The sequence below is a fragment of the Liquorilactobacillus sucicola DSM 21376 = JCM 15457 genome (genome assembly GCF_000612445.1).
In the GTDB taxonomy this organism is placed as follows: Bacteria; Bacillota; Bacilli; order Lactobacillales; family Lactobacillaceae; genus Liquorilactobacillus; species Liquorilactobacillus sucicola.
Genome location: NZ_BALC01000001.1, coordinates 171,102 through 188,828 on the forward strand (window position 1 = coordinate 171,102; position 17,727 = coordinate 188,828).

A 17,727-nucleotide genomic window follows, 5' to 3' on the forward strand; every position below is an offset into this window, starting at 1 on the left:
AGGTTATCTCGCTAACAGTTCTGAATTTGGGTGGTACCACGAAGATTTCGTCCCTTGGATGAGGTCTTTTTTTATTTAAAAAAAGGGGAGAAGAAGATGAAAGTAAAGGATACACTTAACCTTGGAAAAACTAAGTTTCCAATGCGCGGTAATCTACCAGTTCGTGAAAGTGAACGTCAAAAAGAATGGGAAGAGAATAAAGTTTATGAACGTCGGCAAAAGCTGAATGAAGGCAAACCAAGTTTTATTTTGCACGATGGACCTCCATATGCAAATGGAAATATCCATATGGGTCATGCTCTAAATAAGATTACTAAAGATATTATCGTTCGCTCGAAGTCAATGATGGGGTTTCGTTCGCCCTACGTTCCTGGGTGGGATACACACGGACTGCCAATAGAACAGCAACTTAAAAAGGCTGGTGTTGATCGCAAGGCTTTGTCAGTGGCAGATTTTCGTGAAAAATGCCGTGAATATGCTCTGGAACAAGTTGATAAACAGCGTGCTGACTTCAAAAGATTGGGAGTTGCGGGTGAATGGAACAACCCATATGTAACGCTTGATCCATCTTTTGAGGCACAGGAAATTAGAGTGTTTGGTAAAATGGCTGAGGCAGGTTTGATTTATAAGGGTAAAAAGCCTGTTTTCTGGTCTTGGTCATCTGAATCTGCACTTGCAGAAGCAGAAGTTGAGTACCATGATGTTACTTCTCCATCTGCTTTTTATGGTGAAAAAGTCGTTGATGGTAGAGGAGTCTTAGACGAGAACGATACTTATATGGTGGTTTGGACGACGACTCCATGGACGATTCCTGCTTCAGAAGGAATTACTGTCGACAAGGATTTTGACTATTCAGTTGTAAAACCTGAAGGGGAAAAGCGCAAATTTGTTCTCGCAACGGATCTGGTGGATGAAAATGTTGAACGCTTCGGATGGGGTGAGTACGAAGTAGTCAAAACACTTAAGGGTGCTGATCTTGAAAATGTTTTGACTGAGCATCCATTTTATCCAGAACGTAAGTTAGTTACTATGCTGGGTGACTTTGTTACCTTAGATGCTGGTACTGGGTTGGTTCACACGGCTCCTGGCTTTGGTGAAGATGACTTTAATGTTGGTAAGCAATATGGTCTTGATATCTATGTTCCCGTGGATGATAAGGGTTATTTGACTGAAGATACAGGCAAGGACTTTGCGGGTGTCTTTTACGAAGATGCTAACCAGATTGCTTTGGACAAGTTAAAGGCAGCAGATTTACTGTTGAAATACGTTCCTTATGAACATAGCTATCCTTTCGATTGGCGTACTAAGAAACCTATCATTTTCCGTGCAACGCCACAGTGGTTTGCGTCTGTTGATAAAATCAGAACTAACATCTTGGATGCAATTGACAAAGTTAAGTTTTTCCCGAGTTGGGGACAAAAAAGATTGCATAATATGATTCGTGATCGTGGCGATTGGGTAATTTCCCGTCAGCGTGTATGGGGTGTTCCACTCCCAATTTTTTATGGTGAGGATGGCGAAGCAATTATTACGCCGGAAACAGTTCAGCATGTTGCGGATTTGGTAGAAAAGCATGGTTCAAATATCTGGTTCCAGCGCGATGCAAAAGATCTTCTTCCTGAAGGCTTCACAAGCGAGCATTCTCCAAATGGTAAGTTCACCAAAGAAACTGATATCATGGATGTATGGTTTGACTCCGGTTCATCTCATCAAGGTGTGTTGGCGCAACGTGATTATCTTACTTATCCAAGCGATATGTATCTTGAAGGCTCAGACCAATATCGTGGTTGGTTTAACTCAAGTCTAATCACAAGTGTTGCTGTTTCGGGTGAGGCGCCTTACAGACAGATCCTCTCTCAAGGTTTCACTCTTGATGGGCAAGGAAGAAAGATGAGCAAATCACTTGGCAATACGATTGTTCCTGCTAAAGTTATCAAACAAATGGGGGCAGAAATTATTCGTCTTTGGGTGCTTAGTGTTGATTCTTCAGCTGATGTTAGAGTTTCAATGGATAGCTTCAAACAAATCTCAGAGGCCTATCGTAAAGTACGGAATACTGTTCGTTTCTTGCTCGCAAACACAACTGATTTCGATCCTGAAACAGATGCAGTTGCTTTTGATGACATGGAAGCTGTTGATAAGTACATGGAAGTACTGATCAATAAGTTTACTAAAGAAATATTGGATGATTATGCAAATTATGATTTCATGAATATTTACAAGAAACTATTAAATTTTGTGACTGCTGAATTGTCTGCTTTTTATTTAGATGTCGCAAAAGATGTGGTTTATATTGAAAAGGAAGATGGCCATAAACGCCGCTCAATGCAAACTGCTTTATATGATGTCGCAGTTCGTCTAACTAAACTACTGACTCCTGTACTTCCTCATACGACGGAAGAAATTTGGAAATATTTGAAAGAACCTGAAGACTATGTTCAGTTGGCTGAAATGCCAGAAGTGAAGCATTTTAATAATGAGGCTAAGCTTCTTGAAGAGTGGGATAGTTTTATGAAAGTTCGTTCTGATGTTTTCAAATCACTCGAAAACGCGCGTAATGAAAAACTGATTGGTAAATCGTTTGAAGCCCATGTTACGCTCTATGTTTCGGAGGATGTTAAGCAGAATTTGGATGCTTTGGATACTGATGTTCGGCAGGCACTGATTGTTTCGGCTTTGGACATTAAGAATTTGACAGATGCTCCTCAGGACGCTGACAAGTACAGTGATGGACTTGCAGTAACTGTTGAACATGCTGAAGGCGATGTTTGCCCACGCTGCCGAATGATTAAAAAAGATATTGGCACGGACAAAGATTTTCCACAGCTTTGTGCAAAATGTGCTGCTCTAGTTAAAGAGGCATATCCTGAAGCTTTGAGCGAAGGTTTAGAAAATTAAAAATTAAACCGTATTAGGGTATAACGAACAATAAGAGGAATGGACGTCAATTGACACCATTGCTCTTATTTATTTTTTACAAAATAAATAATTAAGAACGAATGTTACTGCTAGGATAATTTGCTTAAAGTTTGTTATTATATAGAGTATATGATACGCGAGAAAGAAACAGGGGGTCAAAAAATGCAAATGTTAAAAGTGCATGGATCAAATAACGATTTTTTTATTCTTGATGAAAAAAATTTAGAAAACAGTATCACGGAAGATGAGCTTGTTACACTGGCAAAAAAAGTCTGTGATCGAAAAAATGGATTACACGGCGGCGCGACGGTATTTTATATGTTACAGCGGGGCATGCTGGTGTAGCTGGTAGAATGCGAGTCATTAATGCTGACGGTAGCGAAGCAAGCATGTGCGGCAACGGTATCAGGACTGTAGCCCGTTACTTGAGTGAACAAAAGGAATTGGATGAATTTAAAATTGAAACGATGCATGCTGATTTAGAGGTAAAAAGGGCTGCAGATTTTGCACCTAATGTGCAGGCCTTTGATGCGGAGATCTCTCCTGTTAGTTTTGCAGCAGCTGATCTAGGAATGCATATTGAAGGCAAAACGGAGTTGATTGATGACTACATTCCACAACTTTCAGATACTTTAAAGTTTTCTGCCGTTTCTGTTCCTAATCCACATTTGATTGCTTTTGTTTCACATGATGTTTTAGTGGGGCCTGAATTAGGAAGAATTGCCTCTTACTTGAATAATGGCGAAAATCCAATTTTTCCCGACGGGGTAAATGTCAGTTTTGTGGAGATTCAGAAAGCAAAACAGATCTTCGTTAGAACTTATGAACGAGGAGTGGGTTACACGAATGCTTGTGGAACAGCGATGTCTGCCTCTAGTTTAATGTATGTCTTGCTTTACCCTGATCAGGTTAAGAAGAACCAATTGATTTCTGTTTTTAATCCCGGTGGAATGGTAAAAACCTGTGTTCATCAGCGCAAAAATGGTTCGTATTGGATGTCTTTGATTGGCAATGCTACATTTGTCGCAAATGTTAAAGTTGACCAGTCAGCAGCCTTTAGGGGTGATTTTACAGCAGCTGTTTGGGACGAAAAGAATGAACAGGATGCGTATGAAAAATTTGTTGTGCAATTGCAAAGGGGACAGTGAAAATGAGTTTTGAAGAAAAAATGCTAGAAACAAAACATATTTTCAAAGGAAAAGTCATTGATTTAGATGTCGAAACTGTTCTCCTACCCGATGGGAATAAGGCTACAAGAGAGATTATCCGGCATCATGGAGCGGTAGGTATTATCTGTATAACAGCTGCTAATAAAATAGTTTTGGTGAAACAATGGCGCCAGCCGCTTAGAAAATCAACACTCGAAATCCCAGCAGGTAAAATCGAACCAAGTGAAAAAGATCCTTTAAAAACGGTGAAACGTGAATTGAATGAAGAGGTTCGCTTAAGTGCTAAAAAATTTGAATTTGTTACAAGTTTTTATACTTCGCCTGGTTTCGCAGATGAAAAAATGTTTTTATATCGGGCTCACGAATTGAGTGCAGTTGAAAATTCATTGCCGCGAGATGATGGAGAATTTTTAAATATTCTTGAATTATCACCGGAACAAGTTGATGAAGAGATAAAAAAAGGTACGATTTGTGATAGTAAGACACTTATGGCAATCTGGTATTGGAAAATGAATCGAATAAAGGAGTAAAAAAAGAGTGAGATTCAAAACTAAACTATTCAAACGAGCGAACCAGAGTGAAGAAGACGCTGCTGAATTGAATGTGAATGAAGCAAAACACAGGAGAAGACAGAGTCCAATTGAAGATAGTTTTGAAGAAAACGAGCCACCACGAACGAGTCGAACGGGCTACCGGAAGGCTCAGTTTCAAGTTGAGCTGGAAAAGAAACGAAAAAAATTAGGGCGAAAACTAAACTGGATAATTTGTGGTCTGCTTGCTGCGATCGTGCTAGCATATCTTTTTATGATTTTTGTTAATTTTTAGGAGGATCTCTGATGAAATATGGAATATTGTGTGCAATGGAAGAAGAAATCAAGGCCTTGAGGGCTGAGATGACTAACACTCACGAAAGTGAACACGGCGGAATAACATTTTACGAAGGAAATATCAATGAACAACCGATTGTACTTGTACGTTCTGGGATCGGCAAGGTTCAAGCCGGTATGACCACGGCCTTACTGATAGTTGAATATGGTGTAACTGCTGTTATTAATTCGGGTTCTGCAGGTGGAATTGGTGAGGGTTTGCATGTGGGCGATGTAGTATTTTCAACAAACGCAGCTTACTATGACGTTGATGCTACTGCTTTTGATTATCTACCAGGGCAATTACCACAACAACCTCAACTATTTGAAGCGGATGAAAAACTGCTTCAAGAGCTAACGCAAGCTGCAAAGTCGGCTAAGCTAAGCGTTAAACGCGGGTTAATTGTAACAGGAGACCAGTTTATTGACTCTGCAGTCAAAATCAATAAAATAAAAGAATTGTATCCCGCAGCCTTATGTTGTGAAATGGAAGGAGCAGCAGTAGCACAAGCTGCTTACCAATTCAAGGTACCATTTGTCATTGTACGTGCAATGTCTGATGTTGGTGATGAGGATGCTGGGCAAACTTTTGATCAATTTATTCTTGAAGCTGGCAAACGATCAGCACGGATGATTTTAACTATGTTGGAAAAGTAAAAGGAGACTTGAAAGTGAAGCGGATTTATTTTGATAATGCTGCGACCACACCTATGGCTAAGCCCGTCGTTGAGACGATGAATAAAATGATGCTGGATGTGTACGGTAATGCCTCAAGTACTCATTATTTTGGGCGTAAAGCTCGGTCAGTTCTTGATGACAGTCGGCATGTTATCGCCCAATCGATCAATGCCCGCAAAGACGATGAGATTGTTTTTACAAGTGGTGGAACAGAGAGCGATAATACTGCTATCATAGAAACTGCTTTGGCGCGCAAAGACAGCGGCAGACATTTGATTACGACTGCTATTGAACACGAGGCCGTTCTTAAATCAATGGAGTATTTGGAAACGCTAGGATTTGAGGTTACTTACTTACCAGTTGATGAAAAGGGCCATATTTCTTTAAACGACTTAAAGGACGCATTACGAGATGATACAATTCTTGTTTCGATCATGATGGGAAATAATGAGGTTGGAAGTCGTATGCCAATTCACGCAATTGGCCAAATAGTTGCCTCCACTAATGCTTGGTTTCACACAGATGCGGTGCAGGCTTATGGGTTGCTTGATATTGATGTCCAAAAAGATAAGATAGATTTGATGTCAACCTCGGCACATAAGTTGAATGGACCTAAGTTTTTGGGGTTTCTGTATCGTAGGGAAGGCTTGAATTTTGCATCACTTTTAAAGGGTGGAGACCAGGAGTTAAAAAGGCGTGCGGGAACTGAGAATATCCCAGCAATTGCAGGTTTTGCAACAGCGGTTAACTTGGTGAATAACGAAGAAAAAGCAGCACGACAGAAAAAGTATGCGGGTTTTAAAAAGCAGCTAATCAGCGGCTTGCAAAAAAAACACATTGAAGTTGAAGTGAATGGTGACTTAGCTTCAGATAATCTACAACATGTTTTAAATTTATGGTTTAAAGGGTGCTCGCATGAGGCGTTATTAACTAATCTTGATTTAAACGGAATAGCGGCATCCGCTGGTTCCGCCTGCACAGCTGGAAGCATCGAGCCTTCGCATGTATTGACGGCTATGTACGGTAAGGAGAGTCCACGAATTGTCGAGTCGCTGCGCTTTAGTTTTGGTTATCAAAATACGGCAGCTGATATCGAATATTTGATAGATATTCTGGCTAATGTTATTAATAAGATGAAGGGAAATGAAGTAGATGGCGTACGCTAAACAGCTTAAGATTAAGGGCGATAAACGCACATATAAATTAAGTACCGACATAAAGAAGTATACGTTGCGCGATATTGGATTCGTCGAAAGCAAAAATGGCAAATTTCAACTCGAGAGATCATTGGAGCCGAATTCACCTTTTAATCAGGGGCTTAAGTTTAAGTTAGCTATTGCACCCGATTTGCAAACATTTAAGATGTTGACAACAAGTGCAAACGGTTTGAACGAGATTAATATCTATAAGAGCGCAGAAGCAGCTACTCGTATTGAACAGTTGAACTATATTTTAGAATTGTTAGAACAGCGGCATGTGCTTCAAAAAGTTGAAAACTTGTAAAAGAACCGTCAACTGGATATAATGGAACGTACTGAAATAATACGACCTTCAAATCGTAGATTCAGAATCTAGAATGAAATGATGGTGAAATTATTATGAAAGATAGAAGCCAGACACGTGTCGTTGTCGGCATGAGTGGTGGCGTGGACTCGTCAGTTGTTGCATATTTGTTGAAGCAGCAAGGCTATGATGTAGTCGGAGTGTTCATGAAAAATTGGGATGATAAGAAGGACAGTGGTGTTTGTACAGCAACTGAAGATTATGAGGATGTTGCTAAAGTTGCAAATAAGATCGGTATACCTTATTACTCTGTTAACTTTGAAAAAGAGTACTGGGATAATGTCTTCACATATTTCCTAGATGAATATAAAAAAGGCCGCACTCCAAATCCTGATGTAATGTGCAATAAAGAAGTCAAGTTCAAGGCTTTTTTGGACTACGCAATGCAATTAGATGCAGATTATATTGCAATGGGCCATTATGCACAATTAAAACGTGATTTGGATGGAACAGTTCATCTATTGCGTGGTGCTGATAACAATAAGGATCAAACCTATTTCTTAAGCCAATTGTCACAAGCACAGTTGCAAAAAGCAATGTTTCCGATTGGTCATATGCAGAAAAAGGAAGTTCGTAAGATTGCTGAGGAAGCTGGTTTGGCAACAGCTAAGAAAAAAGATTCGACAGGTGTTTGCTTTATTGGTGAGCGAAATTTCAGCAAGTTTTTAAATGAATTTTTGCCCGCGAAGTCCGGTAAAATGATGACATTTGACGGAGAAGTCAAAGGCGATCATTACGGTTTGATGAACTACACAATTGGTCAGCGTAGAGGGCTAGGGATTGGCGGTAACGGTCAGAGCAATGAGCCTGGTTTGTGATCGGCAAAGACTTAGAAAAAAATGTTTTATATGTTGGACAAGGATACCATAATGAGCATCTGTATGCTGACAGTCTTGATGGAAGTGAAATAAATTTTATTGCTCCGATCGCTGACAGAGGAACAGATTTTCGCTGTACTGCTAAGTTCAGATATCGTCAAAAGGATACGGGAGTTCATGTTTTCCTTAAAAATGACGAGGTGCGTGTTGAATTTGACCAACCTGTTAGAGCAATAACGCCTGGACAAGAGGTTGTTTTCTATGATGGCGCCGTATGCTTAGGCAGTGCTACAATTGATCATGCATACCAAAAAGCACGAGTTCTTCAATATGTTTGAGTAAATAATATATTATTAAGTATGCTCTCAAGTTGGTTTTAACATATACTTGAGAGTTTTATTTTATAATATGTTTTTTCTATGAGCAAAATTTGCACAAAATTTTGCATCGTATATGTCAAAGGACAGTTTCTATGTCATAATAATTATTAGTACTTAAAGAGAAGGGTGTCGCAAGTGACAAAGATATTTTTTATTCGTCATGGAAAAACTGAATGGAATTTAGAAGGTCGGTATCAGGGAGCAAAGGGAGATTCACCGTTGCTTAGTGAAAGCTATAAGGAAATTCACCAACTGTGTTTATTTTTACAGGAGTACCGCTTTTCTCGCATTTACTGCAGTCCGATATTGAGAGCCAAAACAACTGCGGAGACGATTGCAGCGGATCTGCATCAACCGCTTGAAGTAGAAAGTGTTGCGAGCTTGCGGGAGTTCAACCTTGGAAAAATGGAAGGAATGAAGTTTTCAGAAGTTGCAAAACGTTATCCACGAGAATTAGATGCTTTTAGACATCATGCCGAAAAGTATGATCCTTCAAAAATTAATGGTGAAACCTTTAATGAGCTATTTGCACGAATGACTCCTACAATTGAAAAAATAGCCAAACTGCATGCGACTAAAAATGAAAATGTACTGATAGTTAGCCATGGCGCTGCGCTATGTGCTGAAATTAGACATTTGTTGGGGTATCCGCTAAAAGAACTGCGGGCTAATGGTGGTTTGGCCAATACAAGCACAACGATTCTGGAAACCAGTAATGGAGAAGAGTATAAGTGTTTAGCGTGGAATAAAACTGATTATCTTAAGCGACAATTAGATGCTTCCGACATTGTATAGAAGTTGAGTGAGGGGATGAAGTAATGGTGGAAAAGCAGAAAAAGGCTGTTGAGGAAACAACGCAAGCTATAAAAGAATTGATAGCAGCTGTTGATAAAAATCCAAATGATCCGCATGCCTATTATAACTTGGGCTCACTGCTTACCGAACTAAAAAACTATCAACAAGCGGAAGAGTTATTTAAGAAGGCACTGCATTTTTTCAAAAATGATCTGCAAAAGGGAATTCTACATTATGGTTTAGGAAATGTTTTTTATGCCAGTGGTCTTTATAAAGAAGCAATTGTTGAATTTCAAAAAATAAAACAGAATGATTTAAAATCTGAAGCTCTTTTAATGATTGCGCAGGCCGAGTATGCGCAAGCTAATTATCAAATTTCATTAGCCTATGCATTGACTGTTGCCGAGAAGGAAAAAGGGCGCGATGCGTTGATGCTTGTTGGCGAAAATTTTCTCGCCCTCGGCGACTTTGAGCAGGCGCGAGGTTATTTTGATCAGGTTTTGGAAAAATGGCCTGATGATAATCCTGCAAATTTTCAACGGGGAATTGTCGGTATTGTAAAAGGAGAGGATAATTCTACTTTTTTTGAGAAAGTAAAAAAGAGTGATCCGGGATATTTTAAGAAAATGAAAGCCAGACTAGTTGATGTTGAGAAGTTCATTGCGATCAGGAAAAGGGATACTCAAGGAGGAAAATAATGCCTGAAAACAGAAGTCTCAATTTATTTGATGCCGAAAACAAAGAAAGTGAATATATTATCGGCAAGGTTGCGGCTATTTTTTTTGAGAGTAATGAAACTTTCTATAAGGTCGTTCAAGTTAAGGTCAGTGAAACGAGTTTAGAGTGGAATAACGATGAGATTGTTATTACAGGAAACTTTGCCGACTTAATTGAAGGAAATGACTATCGATTTGAAGGCCGAATAGTTGAACATCCGAAATATGGTCAGCAGTTTCAAGCTTCTAATTATCGAAATGAAACACCGACGACTCGTGCAGGAGTTATAGCATATTTGTCAGGAAGCAGCTTTCAAGGGATTGGTTTAAAAACGGCCACTAAAATTGTCGATCGTTTAGGAACGAATGCTATTCAAAAGATACTTGATGATGAACGCAGCCTTGCTGGATTAAATCTTAAAAATGCGCAAAAGAAGGCTTTGCTAGAAACGCTAAATTCTGACAATGGAATGCAGCAGACAATCATTGAGTTAAACAGCTATGGGTTCGGAAGCAGGATGTCCACAGCTATTTTCAATAGGTATAGGGAAAAAACGAGTGATGTTATTCATGAGAATCCATACCGACTAGCACTTGAAATCAATGGAATCGGCTTTAAAAAAGCTGATGCAATCGCTGATAAACTTAATTTTGCAGCAGATTCTCCTGCACGCATTCAGGCAGCTATTTTTCAAAGTATGCATGATCTATGTCATGAAAAAGGCGACACTTATACTACAGCCGAACCGCTTTTGCAGCAGGCTTTGAGTCTGTTGATGAGCAGTCGGCGTGTTTCATTAAATCCAGAATTGATTGCAGATCAATTACTGCAAATGGCAAACGAAGGAAAAATTGTAGGGGAAAACAATAAAATATATTTGCGTTCTTATTTTGAGGCAGAGTGGAGAATTGCTGAGAATATTAAGCGGCTGCTGAAGTTGAAGCATAAAGAGCAGGTTGATGATGCAACTTTCAAAGATTTGATGGTTCGAGTTGAAGATCAGTTAGGAATTTCATATGGTACAGATCAGGTTAACGCAATTCAAAAAGCTTTGAATACACAGTTATTCTTGCTGACAGGTGGGCCGGGAACTGGTAAAACGACGATTATAAATGGTTTAGTGGCAACCTTTGCATTACTGAATGATGTTTCTTTGGATATAAATGAATATAAAAACGGAGAATTTCCTATTTTACTGGCTGCACCGACAGGCCGTGCGGCTAAAAAAATGAATGAGTCAACTGGTTTGCCTGCATGTACGATCCATCGATTGCTTGGCCTTAATGGGAATGACGATGATATTGGCGAACCGCAGCAATTAGATGGGAAACTGCTGATCATTGATGAGATGTCGATGGTGGATGTTAACCTTTTTGATTTACTACTGGAATCCATTCCAAATCATATGCAGTTGATACTTGTTGGCGATAAAGATCAGCTGCCATCGGTCGGGCCAGGACAGGTTTTTGCAGATTTGCTAGAGAGTAAAATGATACCAAGTAAAGAATTAAAGATGATTTATCGCCAAGAAAATAAATCTTCGATTATCCCCTTGGCACATAGTATAAAAGAAGGCCGCTTGCCAGAAAATTTTCATATCAATCAAAGTGACCGCTCGTTTATTGATTGTTATGCTGCGCAAATTCCAAGTGTTATTAAACAAGTTGTTGCTAAGGCGAAGCAACGCGGGTTCTCAAAACGTGACATTCAAGTGTTGGCACCAATTTACCGTGGTGCTGCAGGGATTGACAACTTAAATGTATTGTTGCAAGATGTATTAAACCCGAGAAAAAGCGGTGGAAAAGAAGTCAATTTTAAGCAGCAGAAGTTCAGAATCGGGGATAAAGTCTTGCATTTGGTCAACAGCCCGGAAGACAATGTTTTTAACGGGGATATTGGTGAAGTAGTAGGGATAGAAACTGCGAAAGAGAGTAAGGACAAAAAGGAAAAGATGATTATTTCGTTCGATGGCAACGAGGTTTCTTATACTAGCAAAGACTGGAATAAATTGAAACTAGCGTATTGTATGTCTATCCATAAAGCCCAAGGGAGTGAGTTTAAGTTAGTAGTTCTCCCTTTAGTTCACCAGTATGCTAGGATGCTGAAACGCAATCTGCTCTATACTGCAATTACCCGAGCGCAGAATCTACTTATTCTTTTAGGTGAGCCGAGTTCTTATGCGACCTGTGTTGCAAAGGTTTCTGTCGACCGAAAAACAATGATCGTTGAACGACTGCATAGTGTGTTTCAACACTCTGAAACTAAGAACGATGGGAAAGCTAACGTAGCGAGTGAGTCTGAGTCTTCGGCTAGTCCTCAAATAGTTCCTAGAGATGGGGCAAAACAAATTTCAAAAAACAAAGTACTGACAATGCAGTTAATTGCAAGTGATCAAGTTGATCCCTTAATTGGTATGGAAGGCCTTACACCATATTCTTTCAATGAATAACAAATGCGTCTCATATTAGAAGGATAAAACCATTAATATGAAACGCATTATTTTTTTGCTGAACTTTTTTTTTCTTTTACTGTTTTTAGGCAGATCTGATAGAGGAATACTATCGATGTCATACCAAAAGGGATAGCTGAAAGATTTGAAAAAGACGTCATAGAATCGGTTATTCATCTGTGCCCCGTCAATTTGACCAAACTCAAGCGATTTGATAACTAAGTGTACTTGACTACTTGTAAAACGGTGTACAAAAGGTAGCTTATACTGTAATCCGAAGTGCCTTGCAATTGAGAATAAGAGATAAAAGAAGAAATTCATATTATTTACAAGTTCAATTTCAAGTTCGTTATCACTCCTTTGTTGCTGAGTATTAGCAATGTGAGGAGTATTTTCAATTTTGACGCTAAATGTATGCTTATAAAAATTATATTTTTGATTAACACGCATTGTGACCTCAAAGGATTCTTGGTTGATATAAGAAGTGAAGGTATTCCAAATCTTGAGTAAAAAAGTAAGATGAAAACGTGAAAAGAAATTATGAGAGCGTGCGTTTATTAATGAATTTGCAGTATAAGCATCAAAACCAATATCAAGCTTATCTGTAAAAAGTCTGCGCGAATCATGAGTGGTTTCATCAACTTGACCAAGATTGAAATAGGTCGGTCGAACCGCATTTAGTATCTGTTTCAGTGCAGCTATCGGAGATGAAGAAACTCCGATTTTTTCCATGAAAGTATCATTTTCTTCAGTAGTAATAAAGGCTACAGGGATTTCTTTCTTCCCAGCATTTTTAATACCCCTAATTGTGTCAAGCATCAGGCTGTGTCTGCCAACAGCCATAATGATACATTCATTTAACTGCTGCGCTGGGCAGGTCCTTACGATTTTTTCAGCGGTACTGGCAGCAAACTCTGGGCGTGTCTTCGAAAATCTGTAATTGATTTTTTGTTCATTCAGATAGCTGCGGATCTTATTCCAAATAGCAACTGCTCGTTGTTTGTCAGTATGCTCATCCACGATGATAAAAAAAGTCCTCACACTAATTGCCTCCGATCTAACAATCCTCGCTTATTATATAATAATCCATCTGATTTACAAGGCTTTATGTAAAGCAAAGTGAAAATTTATTGCTTTTTTGATAATTTAAAAAAGAGATATTTTTTGGTGCTAGCTAAACGTTTGAAAAATAGCATTTTTAAATTGCTGCCAAACTTGCATTATAGCTTAAAAACAGAGTGATGCGCAGATATTAGGTTAACTTAAAAGAAAAGTGTGACTTATGGAACACGTTTATACGGAATAAAAGAGGGGCTGTGCCAAAATTTAACTTTTGGCACAGCTCCCTCCACACTATTAATTTGAATTTTATTTTTAAATCATTACAAGCATTGGGATGATCATCGGATGACGTTCTGTTTGATCGTACAAGAAACGTCGAAGATCATCAATAATAGCGTCCTTTAACATAGCCTCGCTTACATTTTGCTTGCCTAAAGTCCGGCGCATTACTCTGAATAAGCGACGACGTCCACGATCAATCAATTCACCAGACTCACGCATATAGATAAAACCACGTGAGAGGAGATCTGGTCCTGCAAGAATCTCGCGTTTCTTTAAGTCGATCGTCGCGACCACGATAACCAAACCTTCTTCTGACAACACACGCCGATCCCGTAAGACTACATTGCCAATATCACCAACTCCGGATCCGTCAACATATACATCACCAGCATTAAAATGCCCTGCCATACGTGCTGTGTCTTTTGTGAGTGCTAAAACATCGCCGTTCCCCATGATAAATGAACGCTCCTTAGGAACATCACAACGTTCAGCCAGTTCAGTATGAATCTTCAACATGCGGTACTCACCATGAACAGGCACGAAAAACTTTGGTTTAATCAATCGTAGCATTAACTTCTGCTCTTCCTGTCCACCATGCCCAGAAGCATGGATATTGTTGACCTTGCCATGAATAACTTCGGCACCGGCTTCTTCAAGTTCGTTAATGACATGATTGACACTAATCGTGTTACCTGGAATGGGGGAACTGGAGAAGACTACTGTATCACCAGGTTGGATTGCAACCTGACGGTGTGTACCATTTGCGATACGACTTAGGGCAGCCATGGGTTCCCCTTGAGAACCGGTACATAAAATCATAATTTTATTTGCTGGTAGGCTATTAATCTGTCTTGAATCAACAAGTGCATCATCTGGGATATCAAGATATCCAAGTTCACGACCATTAACGATAGCTGCTTCCATACTTCGGCCGAAGACAGCTATCTTTCTTCCCTTAGCAACAGCGACCTCGGCTGCTTGCTGGATACGTGAAATATTAGAAGCAAAAGTTGCAAAAATGATACGACCTTCAACTTTTTCAAAAATGCGTTTAATTGATTTTCCAACCCAACGTTCGGATTTTGTAAAGTTTGGAATCTCGGCATTTGTGCTGTCAGATAGCAAGCATAAAACTCCGTCACTACCTAATTTAGCCATGCGCTGTAGGTTAGGTGGCTGATTGGTAACGGGAGTCAAGTCAAACTTATAGTCTCCAGTAGCTACAATGGTACCACTAGGTGTTTTAACAGCTACGCCGAGTGTATCTGGGATAGAATGAGTAGTTCTGAAAAATGAAACACTTGTTTTTCGAAATTTCAAAACTGAATCTTCATTTATCTCATGCAGCTCAGTTGTTCTTAACAGTCCGTGTTCTTCAAGCTTGCTCTTGATCAATGCCAGGGCAAGTGGACCAGCGTAAATCGGAACATTTATTTTTTTCAGTAAGTAGGGAATACCACCAATATGGTCTTCGTGACCATGAGTAATGACTAAAGCTTTGATTTTTTGCTGGTTTGCAACCAAATACTGATAATCTGGGATGACATAATCGATACCTAAAAGATCATCTTCTGGAAATTTAATCCCTGCATCGACAATAATAAGCTCATCTTGAAATTGGACCCCATAAGTATTCTTTCCAATTTCTCCAAGACCGCCCACTGCAAAAACAGCAGTTTCATTGTTCTTGACACTGAGCTTTCTCATTTATTAAACTCCGTTAATTTAAAGTTGGGACTTGATTGTTCATACTCAAGAGCTTTGGGGTCTAGTCCCTCAATATGTTCAATGTTGTAAGTCGTCTTTTCTTCGACTTGTATGCGTGCTTCAACTTGTGATTTGGCTTCAACATATAATGACTGCGTGTTTTCACGCCGTGGGTTAATTTTTTGGGAAGGTTGATAAAATACTTTAAAAATCATTAATAAAAACTCCTTAATATATTAAAATAAAATTACGACTATGCCTGCCTACAGCAGGCGATAGTGTAAAGAAAAACAAAAACAAAATTCCGAACGTAGATTGTTTTCACAATAATTGTTACTATTTTAGCACACATATTACTAGAAGTATATAAAGGTGTTTGTTTCACAACGGATTTACTTAGTAAATACGAAGCATGGTATAATCATCATATGGAAAAGGAGTGATTTGATGCATTTCTTTATTTGGTTGGTTTTTTTGATAATAATTTTGCTGGTGTTCATTTGGGGTAAAAGAATGTTACGGCAAAAGGCCTTGAAAATTTTGTTATCCGAAAATAAAAAAATAACTGACAAAGCTGTTTCAGCTTGCCTACCACGCATGCACGCAGAGTGGCTGCAGAATTATAGCGATGATATTGAGGATTCTAAGTTATTAGCAAACATTTGGGGAAAAGGGGTCATGGTTTTCGAATATATCCTCCCGGTTCAGCAAGTGACTCAAAAAGAGTTGAAACAGTTCCGAAAAAAACTGAATCACAGTCTTGGTGATTATGCCGAAAATAATGACGTGGCTCATTTAGAAGGCAGTCCGGCTTTTTTGATATCTGACTTGTGGTTCTTAGCGCCCTCCCTCCATATTGAGGTGGCATATATCTCTAATCAACAGACTCTGGATTACTTGAAAGATATTAAAAAACTCGAAAAATAATAAATACTATCAGAAAAGTAGGAGTGTGATGTAGGCGAAGTGCTAACTTAAAGTTGCAAATCCAGCAAATCTTTTGTCATAAGTAATTAGAAATCAGCTGGCGAGTCTTAACTTATGGGGATTCTTTATGTGGAATAAAAAGAGACCAGATCAAAATTTTGCTTTTGACCCAGTCTTATCTTACTCCAATTCTGAAGTTGTGTTGTGCAATTAAGTGATTAAATGCTCTGTTTATTTTGTTTACCTATACAGGTGTAAGTCGGTGTTATGTTCCAACTTTGCTGACTATTAAGTAATTTCTTGCCTTTTGGTATCAGCAGCTCAACAAGACCTGTGATCTAAAGGTATGGAGACTAAAAAGCTGGCTAGCCAAGAATCACTGTATTATCATCTACATTGAATGGATTCTGCTTGTTGATATGATCGAAAAAGAGAATACCGTTCAGATGGTCAATTTCATGTTGGCACACAATTGCCGGATAATCCCTTAATTTAGTGACATGTTTGTTTCCGTCCAAGTCGTACCAGCGTAACGTGATACGGTCATGCCGTGGGACATAGCCCGGCACTTCACGATCAACGGAAAGACACCCTTCACCCTCGGAAAGAGCTGCCATCTTAACTGATTCGCTCAAAATAGTCGGATTAACTAAGACATGCTTAAAAAGAGGTTCATTGTTTTCATCAGGAACTAAAACAGCAGTCATTCGAAGTGAAACATCGACCTGCGGAGCAGCAAGTCCTACACCTGCTCTGAGTTGGTATTTTTCAGCTAATTCCGGATTTTGACTATTTTCTAAAAATTCCATCATATCGTGAGCAAGTTTTCTTTGATCCTCGCTCAATGGAAAATTGACAGCTTTTGCACGAGCGCGCAAGGTAGGATTGCCCTCACGAATTATATTATCCATAGTAATCAAAACTAGTTCCTCCATTTTTATAATCTAATCTATCTAATTATAGACTATTAGCTGCTTTTTTTAAAATCATTTTATCGGTACTAGTGTAGATTTATGTATAATACTGTTAAGATGTGCGCTTACCTAGAATGATTGTTTTTGTAGAAAAGTTGTTTATGAAAGTATTTAAGGGAGATGAAAATTGTGGTTTTACCTAGAAATATCAGCTACCCACTGAGGGATGAATGGTCCACAGAGGACATCATTAAGGCAACAGAATTTTATTTTGCAGTTGAACAGCTCTATACTTCAAAAATTGAACGGTCAGTATTTTTGGACAAATATGCTGATTTTATTGAAACAGTCCCTATGAAGATGACACAAAAACAACTTGATCGCGAATTTTATCAATTGTCAGGCCTAAGCATTTATCATGCAGTACAATTCGCCCAGAAAAATAAGAAAAGGTATTTACATCTTGAAATTTAATTAAGGG

General features: G+C 38.9%; 15 protein-coding genes and 2 pseudogenes. 13 read left to right on the top strand and 4 right to left on the bottom strand.

All coding sequences use genetic code 11. The annotated features are described in order from the left end of the window. Window positions 1-96: 96 nt before the first annotated feature. The 11 genes and pseudogenes from ileS to recD2 all read left to right on the top strand — a co-directional run bounded on the left by ileS (window position 97) and on the right by recD2 (window position 12,354). Window positions 97-2,898 carry an isoleucine--tRNA ligase gene (gene ileS / locus JCM15457_RS00910; RefSeq protein WP_034986669.1) on the top strand — a complete coding sequence of 934 codons (2,802 nt, stop codon included), beginning with the start codon at window positions 97-99 and terminating at the stop codon, window positions 2,896-2,898. 183 nt (window positions 2,899-3,081) lie between these two features. Then, a pseudogene (gene dapF / locus JCM15457_RS00915) lies at window positions 3,082-4,067 on the top strand (diaminopimelate epimerase). 2 nt (window positions 4,068-4,069) lie between these two features. Beyond that, entirely contained in the window at window positions 4,070-4,618 is a 549-nt protein-coding gene (locus JCM15457_RS00920; RefSeq protein WP_034986671.1) for an NUDIX hydrolase, read from the top strand. A 7-nt stretch (window positions 4,619-4,625) separates the two neighbouring features. After that, the gene (locus tag JCM15457_RS00925; RefSeq protein WP_034986673.1) at window positions 4,626-4,913 is read left to right on the top strand and encodes a hypothetical protein; all 288 of its coding nucleotides are present in this window, start codon (window positions 4,626-4,628) and stop codon (window positions 4,911-4,913) included. Between the two features lie 11 nt (window positions 4,914-4,924). Continuing rightward, window positions 4,925-5,611 (top strand): 5'-methylthioadenosine/adenosylhomocysteine nucleosidase, encoded by a 687-nt coding sequence (locus JCM15457_RS00930; protein WP_034986675.1) that lies wholly within the window; start codon window positions 4,925-4,927, stop codon window positions 5,609-5,611. A 14-nt stretch (window positions 5,612-5,625) separates the two neighbouring features. After that, window positions 5,626-6,798, top strand: coding sequence for a cysteine desulfurase family protein (locus JCM15457_RS00935; protein ID WP_034986676.1), 1,173 nt, complete (start codon window positions 5,626-5,628; stop codon window positions 6,796-6,798). Further along, window positions 6,785-7,135 (top strand): DUF1831 domain-containing protein, encoded by a 351-nt coding sequence (locus JCM15457_RS00940; protein WP_034986677.1) that lies wholly within the window; start codon window positions 6,785-6,787, stop codon window positions 7,133-7,135. The genes JCM15457_RS00935 and JCM15457_RS00940 overlap by 14 nt, the downstream gene beginning before the upstream one ends. A 95-nt stretch (window positions 7,136-7,230) precedes the next feature. Then, window positions 7,231-8,351, top strand: a pseudogene (gene mnmA, locus JCM15457_RS00945) (tRNA 2-thiouridine(34) synthase MnmA). 177 nt (window positions 8,352-8,528) lie between these two features. Continuing rightward, window positions 8,529-9,188 carry a histidine phosphatase family protein gene (locus JCM15457_RS00950; RefSeq protein WP_034986678.1) on the top strand — a complete coding sequence of 220 codons (660 nt, stop codon included), beginning with the start codon at window positions 8,529-8,531 and terminating at the stop codon, window positions 9,186-9,188. A 23-nt stretch (window positions 9,189-9,211) separates the two neighbouring features. Next, window positions 9,212-9,886 carry a tetratricopeptide repeat protein gene (locus tag JCM15457_RS00955; protein ID WP_034986679.1) on the top strand — a complete coding sequence of 225 codons (675 nt, stop codon included), beginning with the start codon at window positions 9,212-9,214 and terminating at the stop codon, window positions 9,884-9,886. Further along, window positions 9,886-12,354 carry an SF1B family DNA helicase RecD2 gene (recD2, locus tag JCM15457_RS00960; protein ID WP_034986680.1) on the top strand — a complete coding sequence of 823 codons (2,469 nt, stop codon included), beginning with the start codon at window positions 9,886-9,888 and terminating at the stop codon, window positions 12,352-12,354. The genes JCM15457_RS00955 and recD2 overlap by 1 nt, the downstream gene beginning before the upstream one ends. Window positions 12,355-12,369: 15 nt before the next feature. Here recD2 and JCM15457_RS00965 read toward each other — a convergent pair whose 3' ends face one another. The 3 genes from JCM15457_RS00965 to JCM15457_RS00975 form a co-directional block, all read right to left on the bottom strand. Next, window positions 12,370-13,395: a hypothetical protein gene (locus JCM15457_RS00965; protein ID WP_034986681.1), complete on the bottom strand. Its 1,026-nt coding sequence runs from the start codon at window positions 13,393-13,395 to the stop codon at window positions 12,370-12,372. A 333-nt stretch (window positions 13,396-13,728) separates the two neighbouring features. After that, window positions 13,729-15,405 carry a ribonuclease J1 gene (gene rnjA / locus JCM15457_RS00970; RefSeq protein WP_034986682.1) on the bottom strand — a complete coding sequence of 559 codons (1,677 nt, stop codon included), beginning with the start codon at window positions 15,403-15,405 and terminating at the stop codon, window positions 13,729-13,731. Further along, the gene (locus JCM15457_RS00975) at window positions 15,402-15,620 is read right to left on the bottom strand and encodes a DNA-directed RNA polymerase subunit epsilon (RefSeq protein WP_034986684.1); all 219 of its coding nucleotides are present in this window, start codon (window positions 15,618-15,620) and stop codon (window positions 15,402-15,404) included. Before JCM15457_RS00975 ends, rnjA begins: the two co-directional genes overlap by 4 nt. Before the next feature lie 298 nt (window positions 15,621-15,918). Here JCM15457_RS00975 and JCM15457_RS00980 point away from each other — a divergent pair, with 298 nt between their 5' ends. Further along, on the top strand, window positions 15,919-16,332 hold the full coding sequence (locus JCM15457_RS00980) for a hypothetical protein (RefSeq protein ID WP_152537249.1): 414 nt from the start codon (window positions 15,919-15,921) through the stop codon (window positions 16,330-16,332). A gap of 365 nt (window positions 16,333-16,697) precedes the next feature. On the opposite strand, the gene def is transcribed toward JCM15457_RS00980, so the two are convergent. Further along, the gene (gene def / locus JCM15457_RS00985; RefSeq protein ID WP_034986686.1) at window positions 16,698-17,252 is read right to left on the bottom strand and encodes a peptide deformylase; all 555 of its coding nucleotides are present in this window, start codon (window positions 17,250-17,252) and stop codon (window positions 16,698-16,700) included. Window positions 17,253-17,435: 183 nt separating this feature from the next. Here def and JCM15457_RS00990 point away from each other — a divergent pair, with 183 nt between their 5' ends. After that, on the top strand, window positions 17,436-17,720 hold the full coding sequence (locus JCM15457_RS00990; RefSeq protein WP_051993208.1) for a UPF0223 family protein: 285 nt from the start codon (window positions 17,436-17,438) through the stop codon (window positions 17,718-17,720). The last annotated feature ends 7 nt before the right edge of the window (window positions 17,721-17,727 follow it).

Bases quoted from the DNA above. Each gene is read 5' to 3' on its own strand.
- JCM15457_RS00930 (WP_034986675.1), top strand. From the start codon at position 4,925: ATGAAATATGGAATATTGTGTGCAATGGAAGAAGAAATCAAGGCCTTG.
- recD2 (WP_034986680.1), top strand. From the start codon at position 9,886: ATGCCTGAAAACAGAAGTCTCAATTTATTTGATGCCGAAAACAAAGAA.
- rnjA (WP_034986682.1), bottom strand. From the start codon at position 15,405: ATGAGAAAGCTCAGTGTCAAGAACAATGAAACTGCTGTTTTTGCAGTG.
- JCM15457_RS00955 (WP_034986679.1), top strand. From the start codon at position 9,212: ATGGTGGAAAAGCAGAAAAAGGCTGTTGAGGAAACAACGCAAGCTATA.
- ileS (WP_034986669.1), top strand. From the start codon at position 97: ATGAAAGTAAAGGATACACTTAACCTTGGAAAAACTAAGTTTCCAATG.
- JCM15457_RS00975 (WP_034986684.1), bottom strand. From the start codon at position 15,620: ATGATTTTTAAAGTATTTTATCAACCTTCCCAAAAAATTAACCCACGG.
- JCM15457_RS00920 (WP_034986671.1), top strand. From the start codon at position 4,070: ATGAGTTTTGAAGAAAAAATGCTAGAAACAAAACATATTTTCAAAGGA.
- JCM15457_RS00980 (WP_152537249.1), top strand. From the start codon at position 15,919: ATGTTACGGCAAAAGGCCTTGAAAATTTTGTTATCCGAAAATAAAAAA.
- JCM15457_RS00940 (WP_034986677.1), top strand. From the start codon at position 6,785: ATGGCGTACGCTAAACAGCTTAAGATTAAGGGCGATAAACGCACATAT.